The 16,488-nt window shown below is 73.2% G+C and carries 13 protein-coding genes; 6 read left to right on the plus strand and 7 right to left on the minus strand.

Annotated elements, in window-relative coordinates; translation table 11 throughout:
- Positions 1-56 precede the first annotated feature (56 nt).
- Positions 57-986, plus strand: a complete 930-nt coding sequence (locus ACN27B_RS14155) for an NAD-dependent epimerase/dehydratase family protein (RefSeq protein WP_422745352.1) — start codon at positions 57-59, stop codon at positions 984-986.
- Here ACN27B_RS14155 and ACN27B_RS14160 read toward each other — a convergent pair.
- Positions 983-1,954, minus strand: a complete 972-nt coding sequence (locus ACN27B_RS14160) for a DMT family transporter (protein ID WP_357621683.1) — start codon at positions 1,952-1,954, stop codon at positions 983-985. The two genes, ACN27B_RS14155 and ACN27B_RS14160, sit on opposite strands and share 4 nt — an antisense overlap.
- Positions 1,951-2,982 (minus strand): class II fructose-bisphosphatase, encoded by a 1,032-nt coding sequence (gene glpX, locus ACN27B_RS14165; RefSeq protein ID WP_091582068.1) that lies wholly within the window; start codon positions 2,980-2,982, stop codon positions 1,951-1,953. Before glpX ends, ACN27B_RS14160 begins: the two co-directional genes overlap by 4 nt.
- 160 nt (positions 2,983-3,142) lie before the next feature.
- On the opposite strand from glpX, the gene ACN27B_RS14170 reads away from it, so the two are divergent.
- Positions 3,143-3,883 (plus strand): DUF4245 domain-containing protein, encoded by a 741-nt coding sequence (locus tag ACN27B_RS14170; RefSeq protein ID WP_099162561.1) that lies wholly within the window; start codon positions 3,143-3,145, stop codon positions 3,881-3,883.
- A 91-nt stretch (positions 3,884-3,974) separates the two neighbouring features.
- Entirely contained in the window at positions 3,975-4,817 is an 843-nt protein-coding gene (locus ACN27B_RS14175) for a hypothetical protein (protein ID WP_422745356.1), read from the plus strand.
- Between the two features lie 93 nt (positions 4,818-4,910).
- Here ACN27B_RS14175 and ACN27B_RS14180 read toward each other — a convergent pair whose 3' ends face one another.
- Positions 4,911-5,123: an exodeoxyribonuclease VII small subunit gene (locus ACN27B_RS14180; protein ID WP_091582057.1), complete on the minus strand. Its 213-nt coding sequence runs from the start codon at positions 5,121-5,123 to the stop codon at positions 4,911-4,913.
- Between the two features lie 13 nt (positions 5,124-5,136).
- Complete coding sequence (gene xseA / locus ACN27B_RS14185; RefSeq protein ID WP_253865956.1) at positions 5,137-6,375, minus strand: exodeoxyribonuclease VII large subunit; 1,239 nt, start codon at positions 6,373-6,375, stop codon at positions 5,137-5,139.
- A 101-nt stretch (positions 6,376-6,476) separates the two neighbouring features.
- Between xseA and ACN27B_RS14190 the strand changes: the two genes are divergently transcribed.
- Together ACN27B_RS14190 and ACN27B_RS14195 are read left to right on the plus strand one after the other, a co-directional pair.
- A complete protein-coding gene (locus tag ACN27B_RS14190; RefSeq protein ID WP_422745359.1) occupies positions 6,477-7,463 on the plus strand; it encodes a 4-hydroxy-3-methylbut-2-enyl diphosphate reductase in 987 nt (328 codons plus the stop codon).
- A gap of 38 nt (positions 7,464-7,501) precedes the next feature.
- A complete protein-coding gene (locus ACN27B_RS14195) occupies positions 7,502-7,906 on the plus strand; it encodes a hypothetical protein (protein WP_091582047.1) in 405 nt (134 codons plus the stop codon).
- A gap of 72 nt (positions 7,907-7,978) precedes the next feature.
- On the opposite strand, the gene ACN27B_RS14200 is transcribed toward ACN27B_RS14195, so the two are convergent.
- Positions 7,979-11,287, minus strand: a complete 3,309-nt coding sequence (locus ACN27B_RS14200; RefSeq protein WP_099162559.1) for a S8 family serine peptidase — start codon at positions 11,285-11,287, stop codon at positions 7,979-7,981.
- 148 nt (positions 11,288-11,435) lie between these two features.
- A complete protein-coding gene (locus ACN27B_RS14205) occupies positions 11,436-12,614 on the minus strand; it encodes a DNA recombination protein RmuC (RefSeq protein ID WP_091582041.1) in 1,179 nt (392 codons plus the stop codon).
- 55 nt (positions 12,615-12,669) lie between these two features.
- Between ACN27B_RS14205 and ACN27B_RS14210 the strand changes: the two genes are divergently transcribed.
- Positions 12,670-13,482, plus strand: coding sequence for a hypothetical protein (locus ACN27B_RS14210; protein WP_422745363.1), 813 nt, complete (start codon positions 12,670-12,672; stop codon positions 13,480-13,482).
- Positions 13,483-13,586: 104 nt separating this feature from the next.
- On the opposite strand, the gene ppc is transcribed toward ACN27B_RS14210, so the two are convergent.
- Positions 13,587-16,373, minus strand: a complete 2,787-nt coding sequence (gene ppc / locus ACN27B_RS14215; RefSeq protein ID WP_422745365.1) for a phosphoenolpyruvate carboxylase — start codon at positions 16,371-16,373, stop codon at positions 13,587-13,589.
- Between the last annotated feature and the right edge of the window lie 115 nt (positions 16,374-16,488).

Here is a 16,488-nt window from a genome sequence, read left to right on the forward strand (position 1 = left end):
TCTTCGAGAGCGCTGCTCTCGATTCGGATAACTGCTTCAGAAGAGGTGGACCTGCCATGGCCCTGCACGTGATCGTCGGCGCCGGACCCGTCGGCACCGCCACCGCCCGGCTCCTCGTCGCCCAGGGCGAGCGGGTGCGGGTGGTCACCCGGCGCGGGACCGGCCCGGAGCACCCGGCGGTCGAGCGGGTGGCCGCCGACGCCGCCGACACCGACCGGCTGACCGCGCTGACCGAGGGCGCGGCCGCGCTCCACAACTGCGCCAACCCGGCGTACCACCGCTGGCCCCTCGACTGGCCGCCGCTGGCCGGCGCGCTGCTCACCACCGCCGAGCGCACCGGCGCGGTGCTCGCCACCGTCGGCAACCTCTACGGGTACGGCCCGGTCGACGCGCCCATGACCGAGTCGACGCCACCGGCCGCCACCGGGGTCAAGGGCCGGGTCCGCAACCGGATGTGGGCCGACGCCCTGGCCGCCCACCGCGCCGGTCGGGCCCGGGTCACCGAGGTACGCGGCTCCGACTACATCGGCGTCGGCGGCACCTCGCTGGCCATGATGGTGCTGCCCCGGGTGCTCACCGGGCGACGGGTGTTCCTCCCCGTCGACTGGGACGCCCCGCACACCTGGACGTACGTTCCCGACGTCGCCCGTACCCTGGTCGCCGCCGCGGCCGACCCGCGGGCCTGGGGTCGGGCCTGGCACGTGCCCAGCGCGCCGGCGGTGTCGATGCGGGACCTGGCCGACCGCACGGCCGCCCGGGCCGGCGCGCCGGCGCCGAAGCTGACCCGGATGCCCTACCCGGTGCTCTGGCTGGCCGGCGTGGCCAACCCGTTCGCCAGGGAGCTGCGGGAGACCGCGCACCAGTTCGCCCGGCCGTTCGTGCTGGACTCCACCGCCGCCACCGCCACGCTGGGCATCGAGGCGACCCCGCTGGACCGGGTCGTCGACGAGATCGTCGACACCCTGCACGCCCCGACCGCGCGTTAGGCGCGGCGGGGCGGGGAGAGGGCGGCGACCAGGACGGCCACCAACGTCAGCGCCGCACCGAGCAGCGTGTTCAACCCGGGGTGCGAGGCGGCGGTCGGCAGCACCACGTCCAGCAGCACCGCGCCCACGATCTGCCCGGCGATGGTGGCCAGGCCGAGCAGCAGCACCCCGGTGAACCGCACGAGGGCGGCGGCCAGCGCGATGAACACGATGCCGATCGGGCCGCCGACGTAGAGCCACGGCTCGCTCGGGAAACCGCCCGCCGGCCGGCCCCGCACCGCCACCTCCACCGCGAACGTGGCGAGCAGCGCCACCGTGCCGACCGCGAAGTTGACGAGCGTGGCGGTCATGGCGCTGTCCGCCGCCGCGCGGACCCGGCCGTTCACCGCCTGCTGCCAGGCGATGCCGATCCCGGCGGCCAGCGGCAACAGGGCCAGTGCCAGCGCGCCCGGGTCGCCGAGGCGGTCGCCCACCGCCAGCAGCACGGCCAGCACGGTGAGCACCGCGCCGACCAGCCGGTTCGGGGTGACCGCCTGGCGGCCGGTCGGCCCGATGCCGGCCCGGTCGACCAGCAGGCTGCTGCCGGACTGCCCGGCCACCACGGCGACGGTGAACACGGCCACGCCGAGCGCGCCGATGGTCAGTCCCTGCGTCGCCACCAGGAACGCGCCGCACACCCCGCCCAGGCACTGCCAGGGGCGCAGGGCGCCGGTACGCAGCGCGCCTCGCAGGGCGGCCAGCCCCCGCCGCCCCCCGGGCGTGACCGGGACCAGCACCAGCAGGATCAGCAGGCCCAGGCCGAACGAGACCACCGCGGCGGCGATCCCGTCGGCCAGGCGTACGCCCAACTCGCCGTTGATCCGGGACTGCACGGCCACCAGGACGCCGGAGCCGGTCGCCAGACCGACCCCCGCGATCCGCCGACCGGTCGACAGCGTCGGCGGCGCCGCCGTCCCGGTCGCGCTCACTCCTGCTCGGCCAACGGGCGCCCGTCGAAGTCGACGGACGAGTAGAGGGCGAGCTTCTCCAGGCGGTGGTAGGAGTCGATGACCCGGATCGTGCCGCTCTTGGAGCGCATCACGATCGACTGGGTGTACGCCCCACCGGCCCGGTAGCGCACGCCGCGCAGCAGGTCGCCGGAGGTGACCCCGGTGGCCACGAAGAAGCAGTTGTCGCCGGTCACCAGGTCGTCGGTGAACAGCACCCGGTCCAGGTCGTGCCCGGCGGCCAGCGCCTTCTCCCGCTCCTGGTCGTCCTTCGGCCAGAGCTTGGCCTGCATCATGCCGCCCATGCACTTCAGCGCGCAGGCCGCGGTGATGCCCTCGGGGGTGCCGCCGATGCCCATCAGGACGTCGATGTCCGACTCACCGCGGGCGGCGGCGATCGCGCCGGCGATGTCCCCGTCGGAGATGAACCGGATGCCGGCGCCGGTGCGCCGGATCTGCTTCACCAGGTCGTCGTGGCGCGACCGGTCCAGCACGCAGACCGTCACCTCGGCGGTGTCGGTGCCCTTGACCTTGGCGATCCGGCGGATGTTCTCGACCACCCCGGCGTCGATGTCGACCACGTCGGCGTACATCGGGCCGACCGCGAGCTTCTCCATGTAGAAGACCGCGCTCGGGTCGAACATCGCGCCGCGCTCGGCCACCGCGAGCACGGCCAGCGCGTTCGGCATGCCCTTGCTCATCAGGGTGGTGCCGTCGATCGGGTCGACCGCCACATCCACCTCGGGACCGGTCCCGTCGCCGACCTCCTCGCCGTTGAAGAGCATCGGGGCGTTGTCCTTCTCGCCCTCACCGATCACCACGACACCGCGCATCGGGATCGAGTTGATCAGCTTGCGCATGGCGTCGACGGCCGCGCCGTCGCCGCCCTCCTTGTCGCCCCGGCCGACCCAGCGCCCGGCGGCCATGGCCGCGGCCTCGGTGACCCGGACCAGATCGAGGGCGAGGTTGCGGTCGAGATCCTGGGGTGTCCGCGTCCTGGTGGTTGTCATGGCGGCTTCCTCCTCGCGACGTTGCGGGGTGGACCGGCGGGAGTGCGGCCGTCGCCGCCGCCGGTTTTGTCGCTGATCCTCACACGATCTCAGGTTCGCCGTCCCGGCGGGGCGGAGGAGGCCAGGATCACGCTCCCCGGACGGCTGCGACAATGGTCGGGTGGAGCCCGCGCAGCCTGCCGACCGTCCGCCGACCGACGCGACCCCGCCCGAGGGGCAGCCGCCGGTCCGACCGGGTGCCGGCCCGACCCCGCCGCAGGGGCAGCCGGCGCTGGTCGAACCGCCCACCGACCGGGGCGAGCCGGCCCTGGTCGACCCGGCGGGGGACGACGCCGGCCGGGCCGAGACCGTCGCCGGCGACCGGCCCGCGCCGCCCGCCCGCAAGGAGAAGGCCCGCTCGGAGCGGTCACCGAAGGACATGGTGCTGTCCCTGCTCGTGCTGCTGGTGCCGATCGCGCTGCTGATCGCGTTCTACCGGGGTTTCCTCGGCGGTGACTCGCCGGTCACCGTCGACCCGGCGCCGGCGCTGGAGCAGGCCCGGGCGGCGAACGTGTTCCCGGTGAGCCAGCCGACCGGGCTGGGCGACGACTGGCGTACGGTCAACGCCCGCTTCCGGACCGAGGCGGACGGCGCGACGCTGCGGATCGGATACGTGACCCCCGAGGGTCGGGGCGCGCAGCTGGTGGAGAGCAACGTGCCGGCGGAGAAGCTGCTGCCGGCCGAGCTGAGCGAGGGCCGGCCGCAGGGCCCCGCGGACCTGCCCGACGGGCTGAGCTGGCAGCGGTACACCGCCCGCGGCAACGAGCAGGCACTGGTCCTGCTGGAGCCGAACCGCACGGTCATCGTGGTCGGCGACGCGGGGGAGACGGAGCTGCGCAAGCTCGCCACCTCGCTGCGCTGACACGCACGGCCGGGTGACGCGGGATTGCGCAACGCCTCTTCAGGGAACAGACGGGACATCGAGCCCGGACGACCCACCTGGAGAGGTTGACGTGAAGATACGACGCTTCAGCGCCACCGCGTTCGCCGCGGCGCTGCTCATTCCCGGCCTGGCGGCCTGCAACAGCAACGGCGCCGGAACCTCCGACGCCTCCGCGACCCCGAGCGCCTCCGGCAGCGTCGCCCCCAGCGCCAGCGGGTCCAGCAGCGCGGCCAAGCAGGCCCTGCTCGACTCCACCAACGCGATCCGCGAGGGGAACTTCCGGTTCACCATGACGGGCGCCGGTTCCACCGCCGAGGGGCAGGTGCACGAGCCCAGTCAGAGCGCCGAGATGCGGATGACGATCGGTGACCCGTCGTCGGACCTGATGATGAAGCTGGACCTCATCCACGCCAAGCCGGACAGCTGGGTCAAGCTCGACCTGGGCGGCACGGCGGCCGCCAAGATCCCCGGCGTGAAGAACCTCAACCTCGGCAAGTACCAGCACCTCGACCAGAACCGGATCAAGGGCAACCGGGCGCTGGGCTTCGACTTCGAGAAGGTGGACCCGGCCGGCAGCGCCGTGCTCACCCAGGGCGTCACCGACGTCCGGCAGACCGGCGAGGGCGCGTACGAGGGCACCGTCGACGTGTCGAAGGCCGCCGAGGCGGGCTCGCTCGAGCCGGCCGTGATCACCGCACTCGGCGCGCAGGCCCAGTCGGTGCCGTTCACCGCCAAGGTCGACCCGCAGGGCCGGCTCAGTGAGATGGTGCTCAAGATCCCGGCCGCCGGCCAGAGCGCCGCGCAGGATCTGAAGATCACCTACACCGACTACGGCAACGCCGCCGCGGCCCAGAAGCCGCCGGCCGACCAGGTCGTCGAGGCGCCGCCGGAGTTCTACAACCTGTTCAGCTGACCGGCGCTCGCTGTCCCGGGAGGTGGGCCCGCCTCCCGGGACGCTCGGCCCTCCCGGCGGAGGGCCGAGCGGCGCGCGCAGGCGGGCCCACGGTCACTCTTCGGTCTTCTGCCGGGCGGTGTCGATGCGGGCGCGAGCGCCGTCCAGCCAACGCTGGCAGACGCCGGCGAGCTGCTCGCCCCGCTCCCAGAGCGCCAGCGACTCCTCCAGCGAGGTGCCACCCGCCTCCAGCCGCTCCACCACCGAGGCCAGCTCGGCGCGGGCCTGCTCGTAGCTGAGCTGCTCGTCCTTGGTCTTCTCAGTCATCCGTACCATTTCCTCAACCGTCGACGGTGGCGGTCAGCTCGCCCTCGGCGAGGCGTACCCGCAGTGGATCGCCCTTGGCCACCTCGGACGCCGCGCGGACCACGTGGCCGTCGCCGCGCTGCACGATGGCGTAGCCGCGGTCGAGCGTGGCCGCGGGGGAGAGCGCGCGCAGCCGCGCGAGAGTGTGGCGCAGGTCGTCGGCGGCGCCGCTCAACCGGTGGTCCAGGCACCGGCCGGCGCGGTCCCGCAGCGCGGTCACGTCGACGGCCCGCTGGTCGACCATCACCTGCGGTCGGGCCAGCACCGGACGGGAGCGGAACAGGTCGAGCCGGTGCTGCTCGCGGTCGACCAGATTGCGCACCGCCCGCTCCAGGCGCGACCGGGCCTGCCCGATGAGGCGGACCTCCTCGGTCAGGTCGGGCACGATCCGCTTCGCCGCGTCGGTGGGGGTGGAGGCGCGCACGTCGGCCACGTAGTCGAGCAGCGGCGCGTCGGTCTCGTGGCCGATCGCGCTGACCACCGGGGTGCGGCAGGCGAAGACCGCCCGGCACAGCGCCTCGTCGGAGAAGGGCAGCAGGTCCTCGATGCTCCCGCCGCCCCGGGCGATGACGATCACGTCGACCGTCGGGTCGGCGTCGAGCACCTTGAGCGCGCCGACGATGTCGGGCACGGCGCTCGGCCCCTGCACCGCCACGTTGACCGTGCGGAAGTCGACCGCCGGCCAGCGCCGCCGGGCGTTGGTGAGCACGTCCCGCTCGGCCGCCGAGGCCCGCCCGGTGATCAGACCGACCCGGCCGGGCAGGAACGGAGGGCGCCGCTTGCGCGACCGGTCGAACAACCCCTCCGCGGCGAGCAGCTTCTTGAGCTTCTCCAGCCGGGCCAGCAGCTCACCCAGACCGACCTGGCGGATCTCGTCGGCGCGCAGACTGAGCGTGCCCCGCGCGGCATAGAACTCGGGCTTGGCGTGCAGCACGACCCGGGCGCCCTCACGCAGCTCCGGAGCGCCCGCGTCGAGCACGTCACGGTTGGTGGTGACGGTCAGGCTGAGATCGGCCGAGGGGTCACGCAGGGTGAGGAAGACGGTGGTGGCGCCGGGACGGCGGCTGATCTGCGCCACCTGACCGTCGACCCACACCCAGCCGAGCCGGGCGATCCAGGCGCCGACCTTCTGGCTGACCACCCGGACCGGCCACGGCTCCTCGGACGTGCTCCGCTCCGGGGGCGTGCCCCGCCCCACCTCACCCGCGCTCACCCGCCCACCCTACGGCCCGGGACCGACACCGCCGGCCAGCCCTGACCGGTGCCGTGGTCGCGGCCGCTGCCGGCCCGGAGGGCGCCACGTACCATGGGCGGGTGACTGACGCTGAGACGACTCCCCGGACCGGCAAGCGCGTGCTCCTGGCCAACCCCCGCGGCTACTGCGCGGGTGTGGACCGGGCGGTGCAGACCGTCGAGGAGGCGCTGAAGCTCTACGGCGCGCCGATCTACGTCCGCAAGCAGATCGTGCACAACAAGCACGTGGTGCGGACGTTGGAGGCCAAGGGCGCGATCTTCGTGGAGGAGAACGAGGAGGTGCCGGAGGGCGCCACCGTCATCTTCTCCGCCCACGGCGTGGCCCCCGAGGTCTACGAGCAGGCGCGGGCGCTCTCGCTCCGGGCGATCGACGCGACCTGCCCGCTGGTCACCAAGGTGCACCACGAGGCCCGACGGTTCGCCCAGCAGGACTACGACATCCTGCTGATCGGCCACGAGGGGCACGAGGAGGTCATCGGCACCGCCGGTGAGGCCCCCGCCCACATCCAGCTGGTCGACGGCCCCGACGGGGTCGACAAGGTCACCGTGCGCGACCCGGAGAAGGTGGTCTGGCTCTCCCAGACCACGCTGTCGGTCGACGAGACGCTGGAGACCGTGGCCCGGCTCAAGCAGCGGCTGCCGCTGCTCCAGTCGCCCCCCAGCGACGACATCTGCTACGCGACCTCCAACCGTCAGCACGTGGTGAAGGAGATCGCCCCGGAGTGCGACGTGGTGATCGTGGTCGGCTCGCGCAACTCGTCGAACTCGGTCCGGCTGGTCGAGGTGGCGCTGGACGCCGGCGCCCGCGCCGGTCACCTGGTCGACTTCGCCGACGAGATCGACGACGCCTGGCTGGAGGGGGCCCGCACCGTGGGTGTGACCTCCGGCGCGAGCGTGCCCGACGAGTTGGTCCAGCAGGTGCTCGCGCACCTGGCCGAGCGCGGCTTCGCCGACGTCGAGGAGGTCACCACCGCCGACGAGCGGCTGACCTTCTCGCTGCCGCAGGAGCTCAAGCGCGACATGAAGGCCGCCGCGGCGCGCGGCTGACCGGGAACGGATCGGCCGCCCGCCGCGTCCAACCGACCATGAAGACTCCTCGGACGGTGCTCGTCGCCCTCCTCGCCGGTGTCGCGCTGACCGCCTGCGCCGGACCCGGCGACGAGCCCGCCAGCCCCAGCCCGACGGGAGCCGCCCCGGTGACCAGCCAGCCCGATCCCGTGCCCAGCGTGACGCCCAGCCGCCCGAACCCGACCTGGAAGGGCGGCCCGTCGACGCCACCCGGCGTCGGCGGCACCACCATCACCGGCACGATCCGGGCCGGTGTGGAGCCGAACTGCCTCCTGCTCGACGACCACCTCCTGGTCGGCGGTCCGCGCGACCTGCTCAAGGCCGGTGCCAAGGTGGAGGTCACCGGCCGGCCCGAGCCGGGCATGATGACCACCTGCCAGCAGGGCACCCCGTTCGTGGTCGAGTCCGCCCGGCCGGCCTGACCCCGTCTCGCGGGAAAGGCGGAAGCCCGCCTCCCTCGTCGGGAGGCGGGCTTCCGTGTTACGACGGGTGACTCAGTTCACCGCGTTGATCTCCACCGAGCCGCGGCCGACGACCGCGCCCTCGACGGTGGTGACGGCCATGTCACCGAAGAGCTCCCGACCGGCGGCCGGGGTGCTCAGCGCGGTCACCGAACCGGTCAGGGTCGCGGTGCCGCCGTTGGGCAGGAACAGCGGCGTGGACGGCGCGGAGAGCGAACCCAGCGCCGGGGACGCGAACGAGTCCCGGTAGTCGTACGCCGTGCCGCCCGCGGCGACCGCGTAGCCCTCGATGACCACCCGGTACGTGGCGGCGACCGGGTTGTTCAGCGTGACCGCCTCCTCCGAGTCGCCGTCGGCCGACCGGCCCACCTCGGTGGCGCCGCGGAAGATGTACAGGTCCAGGTCGGCGCCCAGGTCGGAGGTGTTGCCGATCCGGGCGGAGAACGAGGTGGTCCCGGCCGGGATGTCCACCGTGTACTCCTGCGTGGCGCCCTCGGTGATGGTCGGCCGCTCGGCGCGGACGCTGGACAGCGGCCCACCGACGCCGGTCACCCGGACCGGACCGAACGTGTTGGTCAGGCTCCAGCTCACCGGGCTCGGCGTGCCGGCGGTGACCGCCGGCAGCTGGACCACGGCCGGCTCGACCTTCACGCCCTGCACCCGCGCCTGCAGCTGGAACGGGTTGTCCAGCGCCGGCGACGTGCGCCGCGACTCCACCTCGATCTCCCAGACGCCCGGGATCGGGTTCTGGTAGTCCCGCTCCTGCGGCTTGCAGGCGGCGGCGTCGGAGAAATTGGTGTAGCAGGCGGTGCTCGCGGTGCTCTCGACCGGCACACCGTACGGGTTGATGGCGATGAACCGGGTCTGCGAGCCGGTCGCGATGCCGGACAGGTTGACCTGGAGTGCGCCCGCACCCTGCGGAACCGTGACGAAGTACGAGGTGAAGCTGTTCCGCTCGACCGAGCCCTCGGTCGAGTAGGAGTACGCCGGAGCGCTCACCGCGTTGGAGGCGACCACGACCGCGGCGACCTCGAAGTCGACCACCGAGGTGGCCGGGTCGTCGACGGTCAGGATCGCGCCGTGCGCGCCGGTGGTCATCGGCTTGGCCTTCACCTGGACGGTGACGGTCTTGTTCAGCGGCAGCCACACCTCCTTGCGGACGGAGAAGGTGCCGTCGTTGCCGCGGAGGCCGAGCAGGTGCTTGACGCTCTTGTTCGGGCCGCTGGTCCGGGTCAGCTTGACGTCGTAGGTGCGGCTCTTCTTGACCGTCTGGCCACCCCGGTCGGCGGCGCACCGGTTGTAGATGCCGGTGCCCACGTTCGGGTTCGGCACGAAGGTGCCGGAGTCCCGGTCGTAGCGGGTCAGGTTCGGCGACAGCTCGGTGCAGACCGCGGCCTCGGAGGTGTAGGTGCGGGTCTGCACGCCCTTGGCCAGCAGGTTCCACGCGCCCGGCACGTTGAACATGCCGTAGCCCTGGGCGTACGTCGGGACGTCCGCGATCGGCTTGGCCGAGGTGTAGACGGCCCGGCGCAGCGCGGCCGGGGTGACGCCCGCGCCGGTCGCCTTGGCGGCCGACAGCAGCAGCGCGGCGGCGCCGGTGGCCTGCGGGGAGGCCATCGAGGTGCCGTTCAGCATCTGGTAGCCCGGGGGCAGCGGGTAGCCCGCCTCCGGCACCGGGTTGCCCGGCTGCCAGGTCGGCGCGGTGGAGATGGCCGAACCGGGAGCGGAGATGTTCGGCTTGAAGCCGCCGTCCTCACGCGGGCCGCGGGAGGAGAAGTTGAACAGCGCGTTCTCCTTGCGGACCACCGAGCCGTAGTTGGCCAGCCAGGTGTCCTTGCTGATGTTCGCCGCGACGCTGACCACGTCGGTGGCGACCGACGGGTCGCCGACCGTGTTCAGGCCCGGGCCGGAGTTGCCGGCCGAGATGAACAGCTGCACGCCGTACGTGTTGATCAGGTCGTTGTAGAGGACGGCCCGGGCGTTGGAGCCGTCGTTCAGCGCCGGCAGGCCGCCGATCGACATGTTCACCACGTCGACCTTGCGGTTGACCACGAGGTCGACCATGCCGGTGGTGAGCGCCGCGGCGGTGCAGCCGCCACCCCAGGAGCAGGCGCGGGCGGAGACCAGCTTGGCGCCGGGGGCGGCGCCGTCGAAGGCGCTGTTGCCCAGCATGTCGTTGGCGGCGGTGATGCCGGCGACGTGGGTGCCGTGGGTGCTCTCGATGATGCCGATGTTGACGTAGTCGACCAGGCCGGGGCCGCCGGCCGGGGTGGTGTCGACGTTGCGCCGGAACTCGACCACGAACGGGATCTGCTCCCGGACGGCGGTGGCCGGGTTGTCCGTGCCGAAGTGGCCGACCTGGAACTTCTCCTTGTACGGCCGCATCACCTCGTCGTCGGTGAAGTCGCGGTTCTGGTTGACGTCCACCCGGATGTCGCCGTTGGCCGGGTTGTAGAGGATGCCCCAGGAGTCGGTGGTGTCGCCGTCGCGGTTGACGTCACCGGCCGGGTCGCTGCCCGCGGTGATGGACTCGCGGAAGGTGTTGAACCGGTAGGTGCCGGCCGGCGCGGTCCAGGTCAGGGCCGAGGCGCCGGTGCCCGTGGTGAAGCTGGGGCCGCTCACCTCGGTGATCATCGCGCGCCAGGTGGCGTCCTCGAGCGGGTCGGTCGCGGTGACCCAGTCGACGATCTTGCGCTCGCCGGTGGTGGTCTTCTGCAGCGCCGGCTGGTCGAGGTCCACACCGGAGTCCATGATGCCGATGGTGACGCCGCGGCCGTCCCACGTCGGGTGCGCGGCCTTGAAGGCCTCCGCGCCGGTCTCGTTGGTCGGCATGTACGGGTTGACCGCGCCGGTGTCCCCGCCGGGGCCGGCCAGGGTCTCACCCTGCTCGGCGGCCTTGGCGCCGTTCGGGGCGGCCTCCGGTGCCGGGTCGGGGAGCTTGATGGTCTCGTCGAGGTCGACGGCGGCGACGCCGGGCAGCGTGGCGGCCTTGAGCGCCTTCGCCGTCGGCACCTTGGCCAGCACGTAGCCGACCTGGTCGTACCGCTGGCTGACGGTGGCGCCGAGACCCTTGAGCCCGTCGACGACCTTCTTGGCCGAGCCCTTCCGGGCCGCGATGATCATCGTGACGGTCGGCGCGTTCTTCGCCTCGGCCGCGTCGAGCAGCTTGGCGTCGTGGGCGCCCAGGGCCTTCGCCGCGGTCGGCTGCGAGGGCTGCGGGGCGTTGGCGGGGGCCGCGCTCGCGGTCGCGGCGCCACCCCCGACGGTCATGGCGCCGGCCGCGAGGACCGAGGCGAAGAGCGCGGCGGAGGGGCGCCGGCTCCGATTGCGGGGTTGACTCACGTTCTCTTCCTCCAGAGAACAGGGCCCTTCAGACGACAGGGCACGTGTGACGCAGATCCTTCGGGCCGTGACGAGATGTGTCACTACCCGGGATCGGTTTGTGACCACTCCGTGACACGGATCGGCCGTCGTCGTCACGTGCGCCGTGTTAAACGTCGATGTCTGCTGACCGTTCGGCCGATGTGGACGGCCGGCCCAGCAACTCGGGCGCCTGCGGCTGGCGGGGGGCCAGCTCGACCTGCGCCGGCGTGGGCAGCTCGTCGTCGGAGACGCCCAGCTCGGCGAGCTTGCGGGCGCTGACCAGCACCCGGGCCTCCAGGGAGCCGACCGCGCGGTTGTAGGCCGTCACCGCGCCGCTCAGCGAGCTGCCCAGCTTGCCGACGTGGTCGCCCAGGGTGGACAGCCGCCCGTAGAGCTCGCGGGCCAGCGAGTGGACGGTCGCCGCGTTGCGCGCCAGCGCCTCCTGCCGCCAGGAGTAGGCCACCGTGCGCAGCAGCGCCACCAGCGTGGCCGGCGTGGCCAGCACCACGTTGCGGGCGAACGCGTGCTCCAGCAGCGTCGGGTCGCGTTGCAACGCCACGTCGAGGAACGGGTCGGCCGGCACGAACAGCACCACGAACTCGGGGGTCTGGTCGAAGGCCGACCAGTAGGACTTTGCGGCGAGACCGTCGACGTGCGCCCGCAGGTGCCGGGCGTGCGCGTCGAGGTGGGTGTCGCGCCCGCGCTCGTCGCGCGCCTCCATCGCGGTCAGGTAGGCGTCGAACGGCGCCTTCGCGTCGACCACCACGGTGCGCCCGCCGTGCAGGCGCACCACCAGGTCGGGGCGGACCCCCTGCTGGTCGGTGGCGGCGGTGACCTGCTCGCTGAAGTCGCAGTGCTCCAGCAGGCCGGCCGCCTCGACGATCCGCCGGAGCTGGTGCTCGCCCCACCGGCCACGCACCTGCGGCGCGCGCAGCGCGGCGACCAGCTGCTTGGTCTCGGTGCGCAGCTCGCCGGAGACCGCGCTCATCGAGCGCACCTGCTCGCGCAGCTCGGCGTAGGCGTCGACCCGGTCGCGCTCCAGCTCGGCGACGCGTTGCTCGTAGCGGCGGAGTGTGTCGTGCAGCGGCGCCACCGCGCGCGCCACCGCCTCCTGGGACTGCGCGGTCGCCTCGTAGCTGAGCGCCCGCATGGACTGCTCCAGCCGCCCCTCGCCGGCCTGGGCGGCGGCCAGCGTCGCCTCCAGACGGGCGACGTCGGCCGCGGCCCGCCCGCGGGCCGCCAGCCAGCCCACCGCGCCGCCCGCGGCGAGGCAGAGCACCACCACGGCCAGCGTCGAGAAGCTCATGGCAGAAAGCTTGCCAAACGGGTACGACGTGCGCGCGCTGGGTACGTTCGAGGTCATGGAAGTTGCCCTGTGGGTGTTCCTGATCGTGATGCTCGGAGGTGCGCTGGTGTTCTGGCGGTGGGGGAGCAGGTCCCGGCGGGCCGACGAGATGGCGGACGCCCGCGCCGAGGCGCAGCGCTGGTACGAGCGGCTCGGCGGTCAGCTGATGAACCTGCACGGCGACGCCCCGGCGGTCCGGCAGGCGCTCGCCGACGCCGGTGAGCGGTACAACGCGGCCGGCTCGCAGCTGGAGCAGGCGCGCACCCCGCACCAGTTCGCGCTGGCCCGGGAGACCGCGCTGGAGGGGCTGGCGTACATCCGGGCGGCGCGGACGGCGATGGGCATCGACCCGGGCCCGGAGCTGCCGCCGCTGGCCGCCGCCCAGGGTGCCGGCTCGCTCACCAAGGAGCGCCAGGTCGACGTGCAGGGGCAGACGTTCCGGGCCGGCCCGCAGCCGGGGAACGCGACGCCCTACTACTACCCGGGTGGCCGGTTCCAGGGGCGGCCGGTGCCGGCCGGCTGGTACTCCACGCCGTGGTGGAAGACCGCGCTCGGCGCGGGCGTCGGTGTGGTCGGCGGTCTCCTGATCGCGGACGCGCTGTTCTCACCCGCATTCGCCGATCCCGGGTACGACGCCGGTTACCAGGAGGGCTTCGGCGACGGCCAGGACTTCGGCGACCAGGGCGGCGACATGGGCGGCGGCGACATGGGCGGCGGCGACATGGGCGGCGGTGGTGACTACGCCGGTGGCGACTTCGGCGGCGGCGGAGACTTCGGCGGCTTCGGCGGCGGGGACTTCGGTGGTGATTTCGGCGGCGGCGACTTCTAGCCGGCGCCACCGCGTCGGGCGCCGCTCGCAGCGCGCCGGGCGCAGGCGTTAAGAAGGGCCCCCTCTTATGCACGAGGCGTTAAAAGGGGGCCCTTCCTTGCGTCTCAGCCGGTGTTGCGCATGCCGGCGGCGATGCCGTTGACAGTGGTCAGCAGCGCCCGCTCCAGCGCCGTGCCGTCGTTCGGGGCCCGTCGGCCGCCCGGCGCGGTCGCCACCGCCCGGCCGGCGGCGCCGGACTCGCGGTACTGCCGCAGCAGCGCCACCTGGAGGTGGTGCAGCGGCTCCAGGTAGGTGTCCCGCACGGCGAGCGTGCGCTGCAGGACGGGCGAGTTCTCCAGCAGGGCCGGCGAGGCGGTGACCGCCAGCACCTCCCGCTTGGTCAGCTCGTACTCCTGCTCGATCGTCGAGAAGATCGGGTGCAGCTTCTTCGGGACCAGCGTCTCGACGTAGCGGCGGGCGATGCTCAGGTCGGTCTTGGTCAGCATCATCTCGACGTTCGACAGGAACGTGCGGAAGAAGTGCCAGTTCCGGTTCATCTCGGCGAGCACGTCGGCCAGGCCCGCCTCCCGTGCGGCGGCCAGCCCGGATCCCACGCCGAACCAGCCCGGCACGATCTGCCGGGTCTGGGTCCAGCCGAACACCCACGGAATGGCCCGCAGGCCGGAGAGGCCGGCGCCGGTGTTCGGGCGCTTCGCCGGCCGGGAGCCGATGTTCAGCGCGCCGAGCAGCTCGGTCGGGGTCGACGCCCAGAAGTACGCCGGCAGGTCCGGGTCCTCGACCAGCGACCGGTACGACCGGAACGCCGACTCGGAGACGACGTCCATCGCCGCGTCCCAGCGCTCCAGCATCTCGGCCGGCTGCCGGGGCGCGGTGTGCAGCAGCGTGGCCTGGAGCACGGCGGCCACGGTCAGCTCCAGGTTCTCCCTGGCCAGCGCCGGCAGCGTGTACTTGTCGGAGATGACCTCGCCCTGCTCGGTCACCTTGATCGCGCCGTCGAGCGTGCCGTAGGGCTGGGCCAGGATCGCGTCGTGGGTGGGGCCGCCGCCCCGGCCGACCGTGCCGCCCCGGCCGTGGAACAGCCGCAGGTGCACGCCGTGCCGGGCGGCCACGTCCCGCAGCGCCCGCTGGGCCCGGTGGATGGACCACTGGCTGGTGGTGATCCCGGCCTCCTTGTTGGAGTCGGAGTAGCCCAGCATCACCTCCTGGACGTCACCGCGCGCCGCGACCAGCGCCCGGTAGGCGGGCAGCGACAGCAGCTCGTCGAGCAGCTCGCCGCCGGCGTTCAGCTCGGCCGGGGTCTCCAGCAGCGGCACGATGCCGATCCGGGCCCGCCCGCTGTGCACGTCGACCAGGCCGGCCTCGCGGGCCAGCACCACCGCGGCGAGCACGTCGTCCACACCGAGGGTCATCGAGATGATGTACGACTCGATGACCTCGGGGCCGAACCGGTCCTGCGCCTCGCGGATCGCGGAGAACACGTCGAACGTCTTGCGCGCCGACTCGGTGAGCGGGCTGTCCTGGGTGGAGAGCGGCCGGCGGCCGGTCAGCTCGTCGGCGAGCAGCTTGGTGCGCTCCAGCCGGGTCAGCGACGGGTAGTCGGAGACCTCGCCGACCGCCTCGTAGAGCTGGGCCAGCACCTCGTGGTGCTTCTCGGCGTGCTCCCGGATGTCCATCGTCGCCAGGTGCAGCCCGAACGCGGAGACGGTCCGGATGGTCGAGGCGAGCCGGCCCACGGCGGTGAGCTGCCCGGAGTTGCGGGCCAGCGACGCGCGCAGCAGCTCCAGGTCGGCGATCAGCTCGGTCGAGCCCTGGTAGTCGCGGCCCGGCACGTGCGGGGTGCCGGCGCGCAGCCGCTCCCGGGTGTTGGCCAGCTTGGCCTTCACGCAGCGCGCCTTGAGCCGGTAGGGCTCCTCGGCGTTGACCCGGCGGAACCGGGGCGCGACCTCGGGCAGCGCGTCCAGGTCCTTGGCCAGGCTGGCGGAGAGGTCGAGCGAGACCGCGCGCAGCCGGCGGGAGACGCTGACCTCGCTGATCAGCTCGTCCATCGCCTTCTCGGTGGCCTCGATGCCGTGCTCGTGCTGGATCCGCAGCACCTCGCGGGTGACCGTCGGGGTGACGAACGGGTTGCCGTCGCGGTCACCACCGATCCAGGTGCCGAAGGTCAGCGGACGGGCGGTCGGCGAGGTCTCCACGCCGAGCGTACGCAGCGTGTCGGCGAGGTCGTCGAGGACCTGCGGTGCGGCCTCGGCGTGCAGGTCGCGCAGGTAGTAGATGGCGTTGCGGGCCTCGTCGGTCGGGTCCGGCCGGTCGAGCCGCAGCTCGTCGGTCTGCCACATCAGGTCGAGCAGCTCGGCGAGGCGGCGGTTGGCCGGGCCCTCGTCGCTGGCGCCGTAGAGGATCGCGTTGGCGGTCTCGGTGTCCAGCTCGTCGGCGACCGCGCGCAGCTTGGACAGGATGGACCGGCGGGCCGCCTCGGTGGGGTGGGCGGTGAAGACCGGGCGTACGGCCAGCCGGCGGGCCGCCGCGGCGATCTCCTCGGCCGGCACGCCGCGCTCGGCGATCATCTTGGCGGCCTGGTCCAGCCAGCCGCCGTGGGTGGCGCGCCGGCGACGCAGGTCGCGGGCGCGGTGCACCTGCTCGGTGATGTTGGCCAGGTGGAAGTAGGTGGAGAAGGCGCGGGCCAGCTTCGTGCCGGTGGTGACGTCGAGCCCGGCGAGGCGCTGGGCGGCGGCCGGCGCGTCGGAGCGGACCTGGGCGCGGATCTCCTCGACCAGGTCGAGCAACGGCCGGCCCTCCTGGCGGGCCAGGGTCTGCCCGAGCAGGGTGCCGAGGCGGCGGATGTCGGCCCGGAGAGCGGCGTCGGGGCCGTCGTGGTCGTGCTGGTCGGTCACGGTTGCGCTCCTTACGCGAGGACGAAGGACAGCGCTGTCCGACTCCCCTGGATGGTATCCGCGTGCGCCCCGACGGCAGGAGGGGGACGGCGTGATGATCTGCACTCTGGGACGG

Source organism: Micromonospora sp. WMMD754, assembly GCF_049315235.1.
GTDB classification, from domain to species: Bacteria; Actinomycetota; Actinomycetes; order Mycobacteriales; family Micromonosporaceae; genus Micromonospora; species Micromonospora sediminicola.

Coding starts and splice junctions, on each gene's coding strand:
- ACN27B_RS14155 (WP_422745352.1), top strand. CDS start 57: ATGGCCCTGCACGTGATCGTCGGCGCCGGACCCGTCGGCACCGCCACC.
- glpX (WP_091582068.1), bottom strand. CDS start 2,982: ATGACAACCACCAGGACGCGGACACCCCAGGATCTCGACCGCAACCTC.
- ACN27B_RS14180 (WP_091582057.1), bottom strand. CDS start 5,123: ATGACTGAGAAGACCAAGGACGAGCAGCTCAGCTACGAGCAGGCCCGC.
- ACN27B_RS14195 (WP_091582047.1), top strand. CDS start 7,502: ATGAAGACTCCTCGGACGGTGCTCGTCGCCCTCCTCGCCGGTGTCGCG.
- ACN27B_RS14205 (WP_091582041.1), bottom strand. CDS start 12,614: ATGAGCTTCTCGACGCTGGCCGTGGTGGTGCTCTGCCTCGCCGCGGGC.
- ACN27B_RS14210 (WP_422745363.1), top strand. CDS start 12,670: ATGGAAGTTGCCCTGTGGGTGTTCCTGATCGTGATGCTCGGAGGTGCG.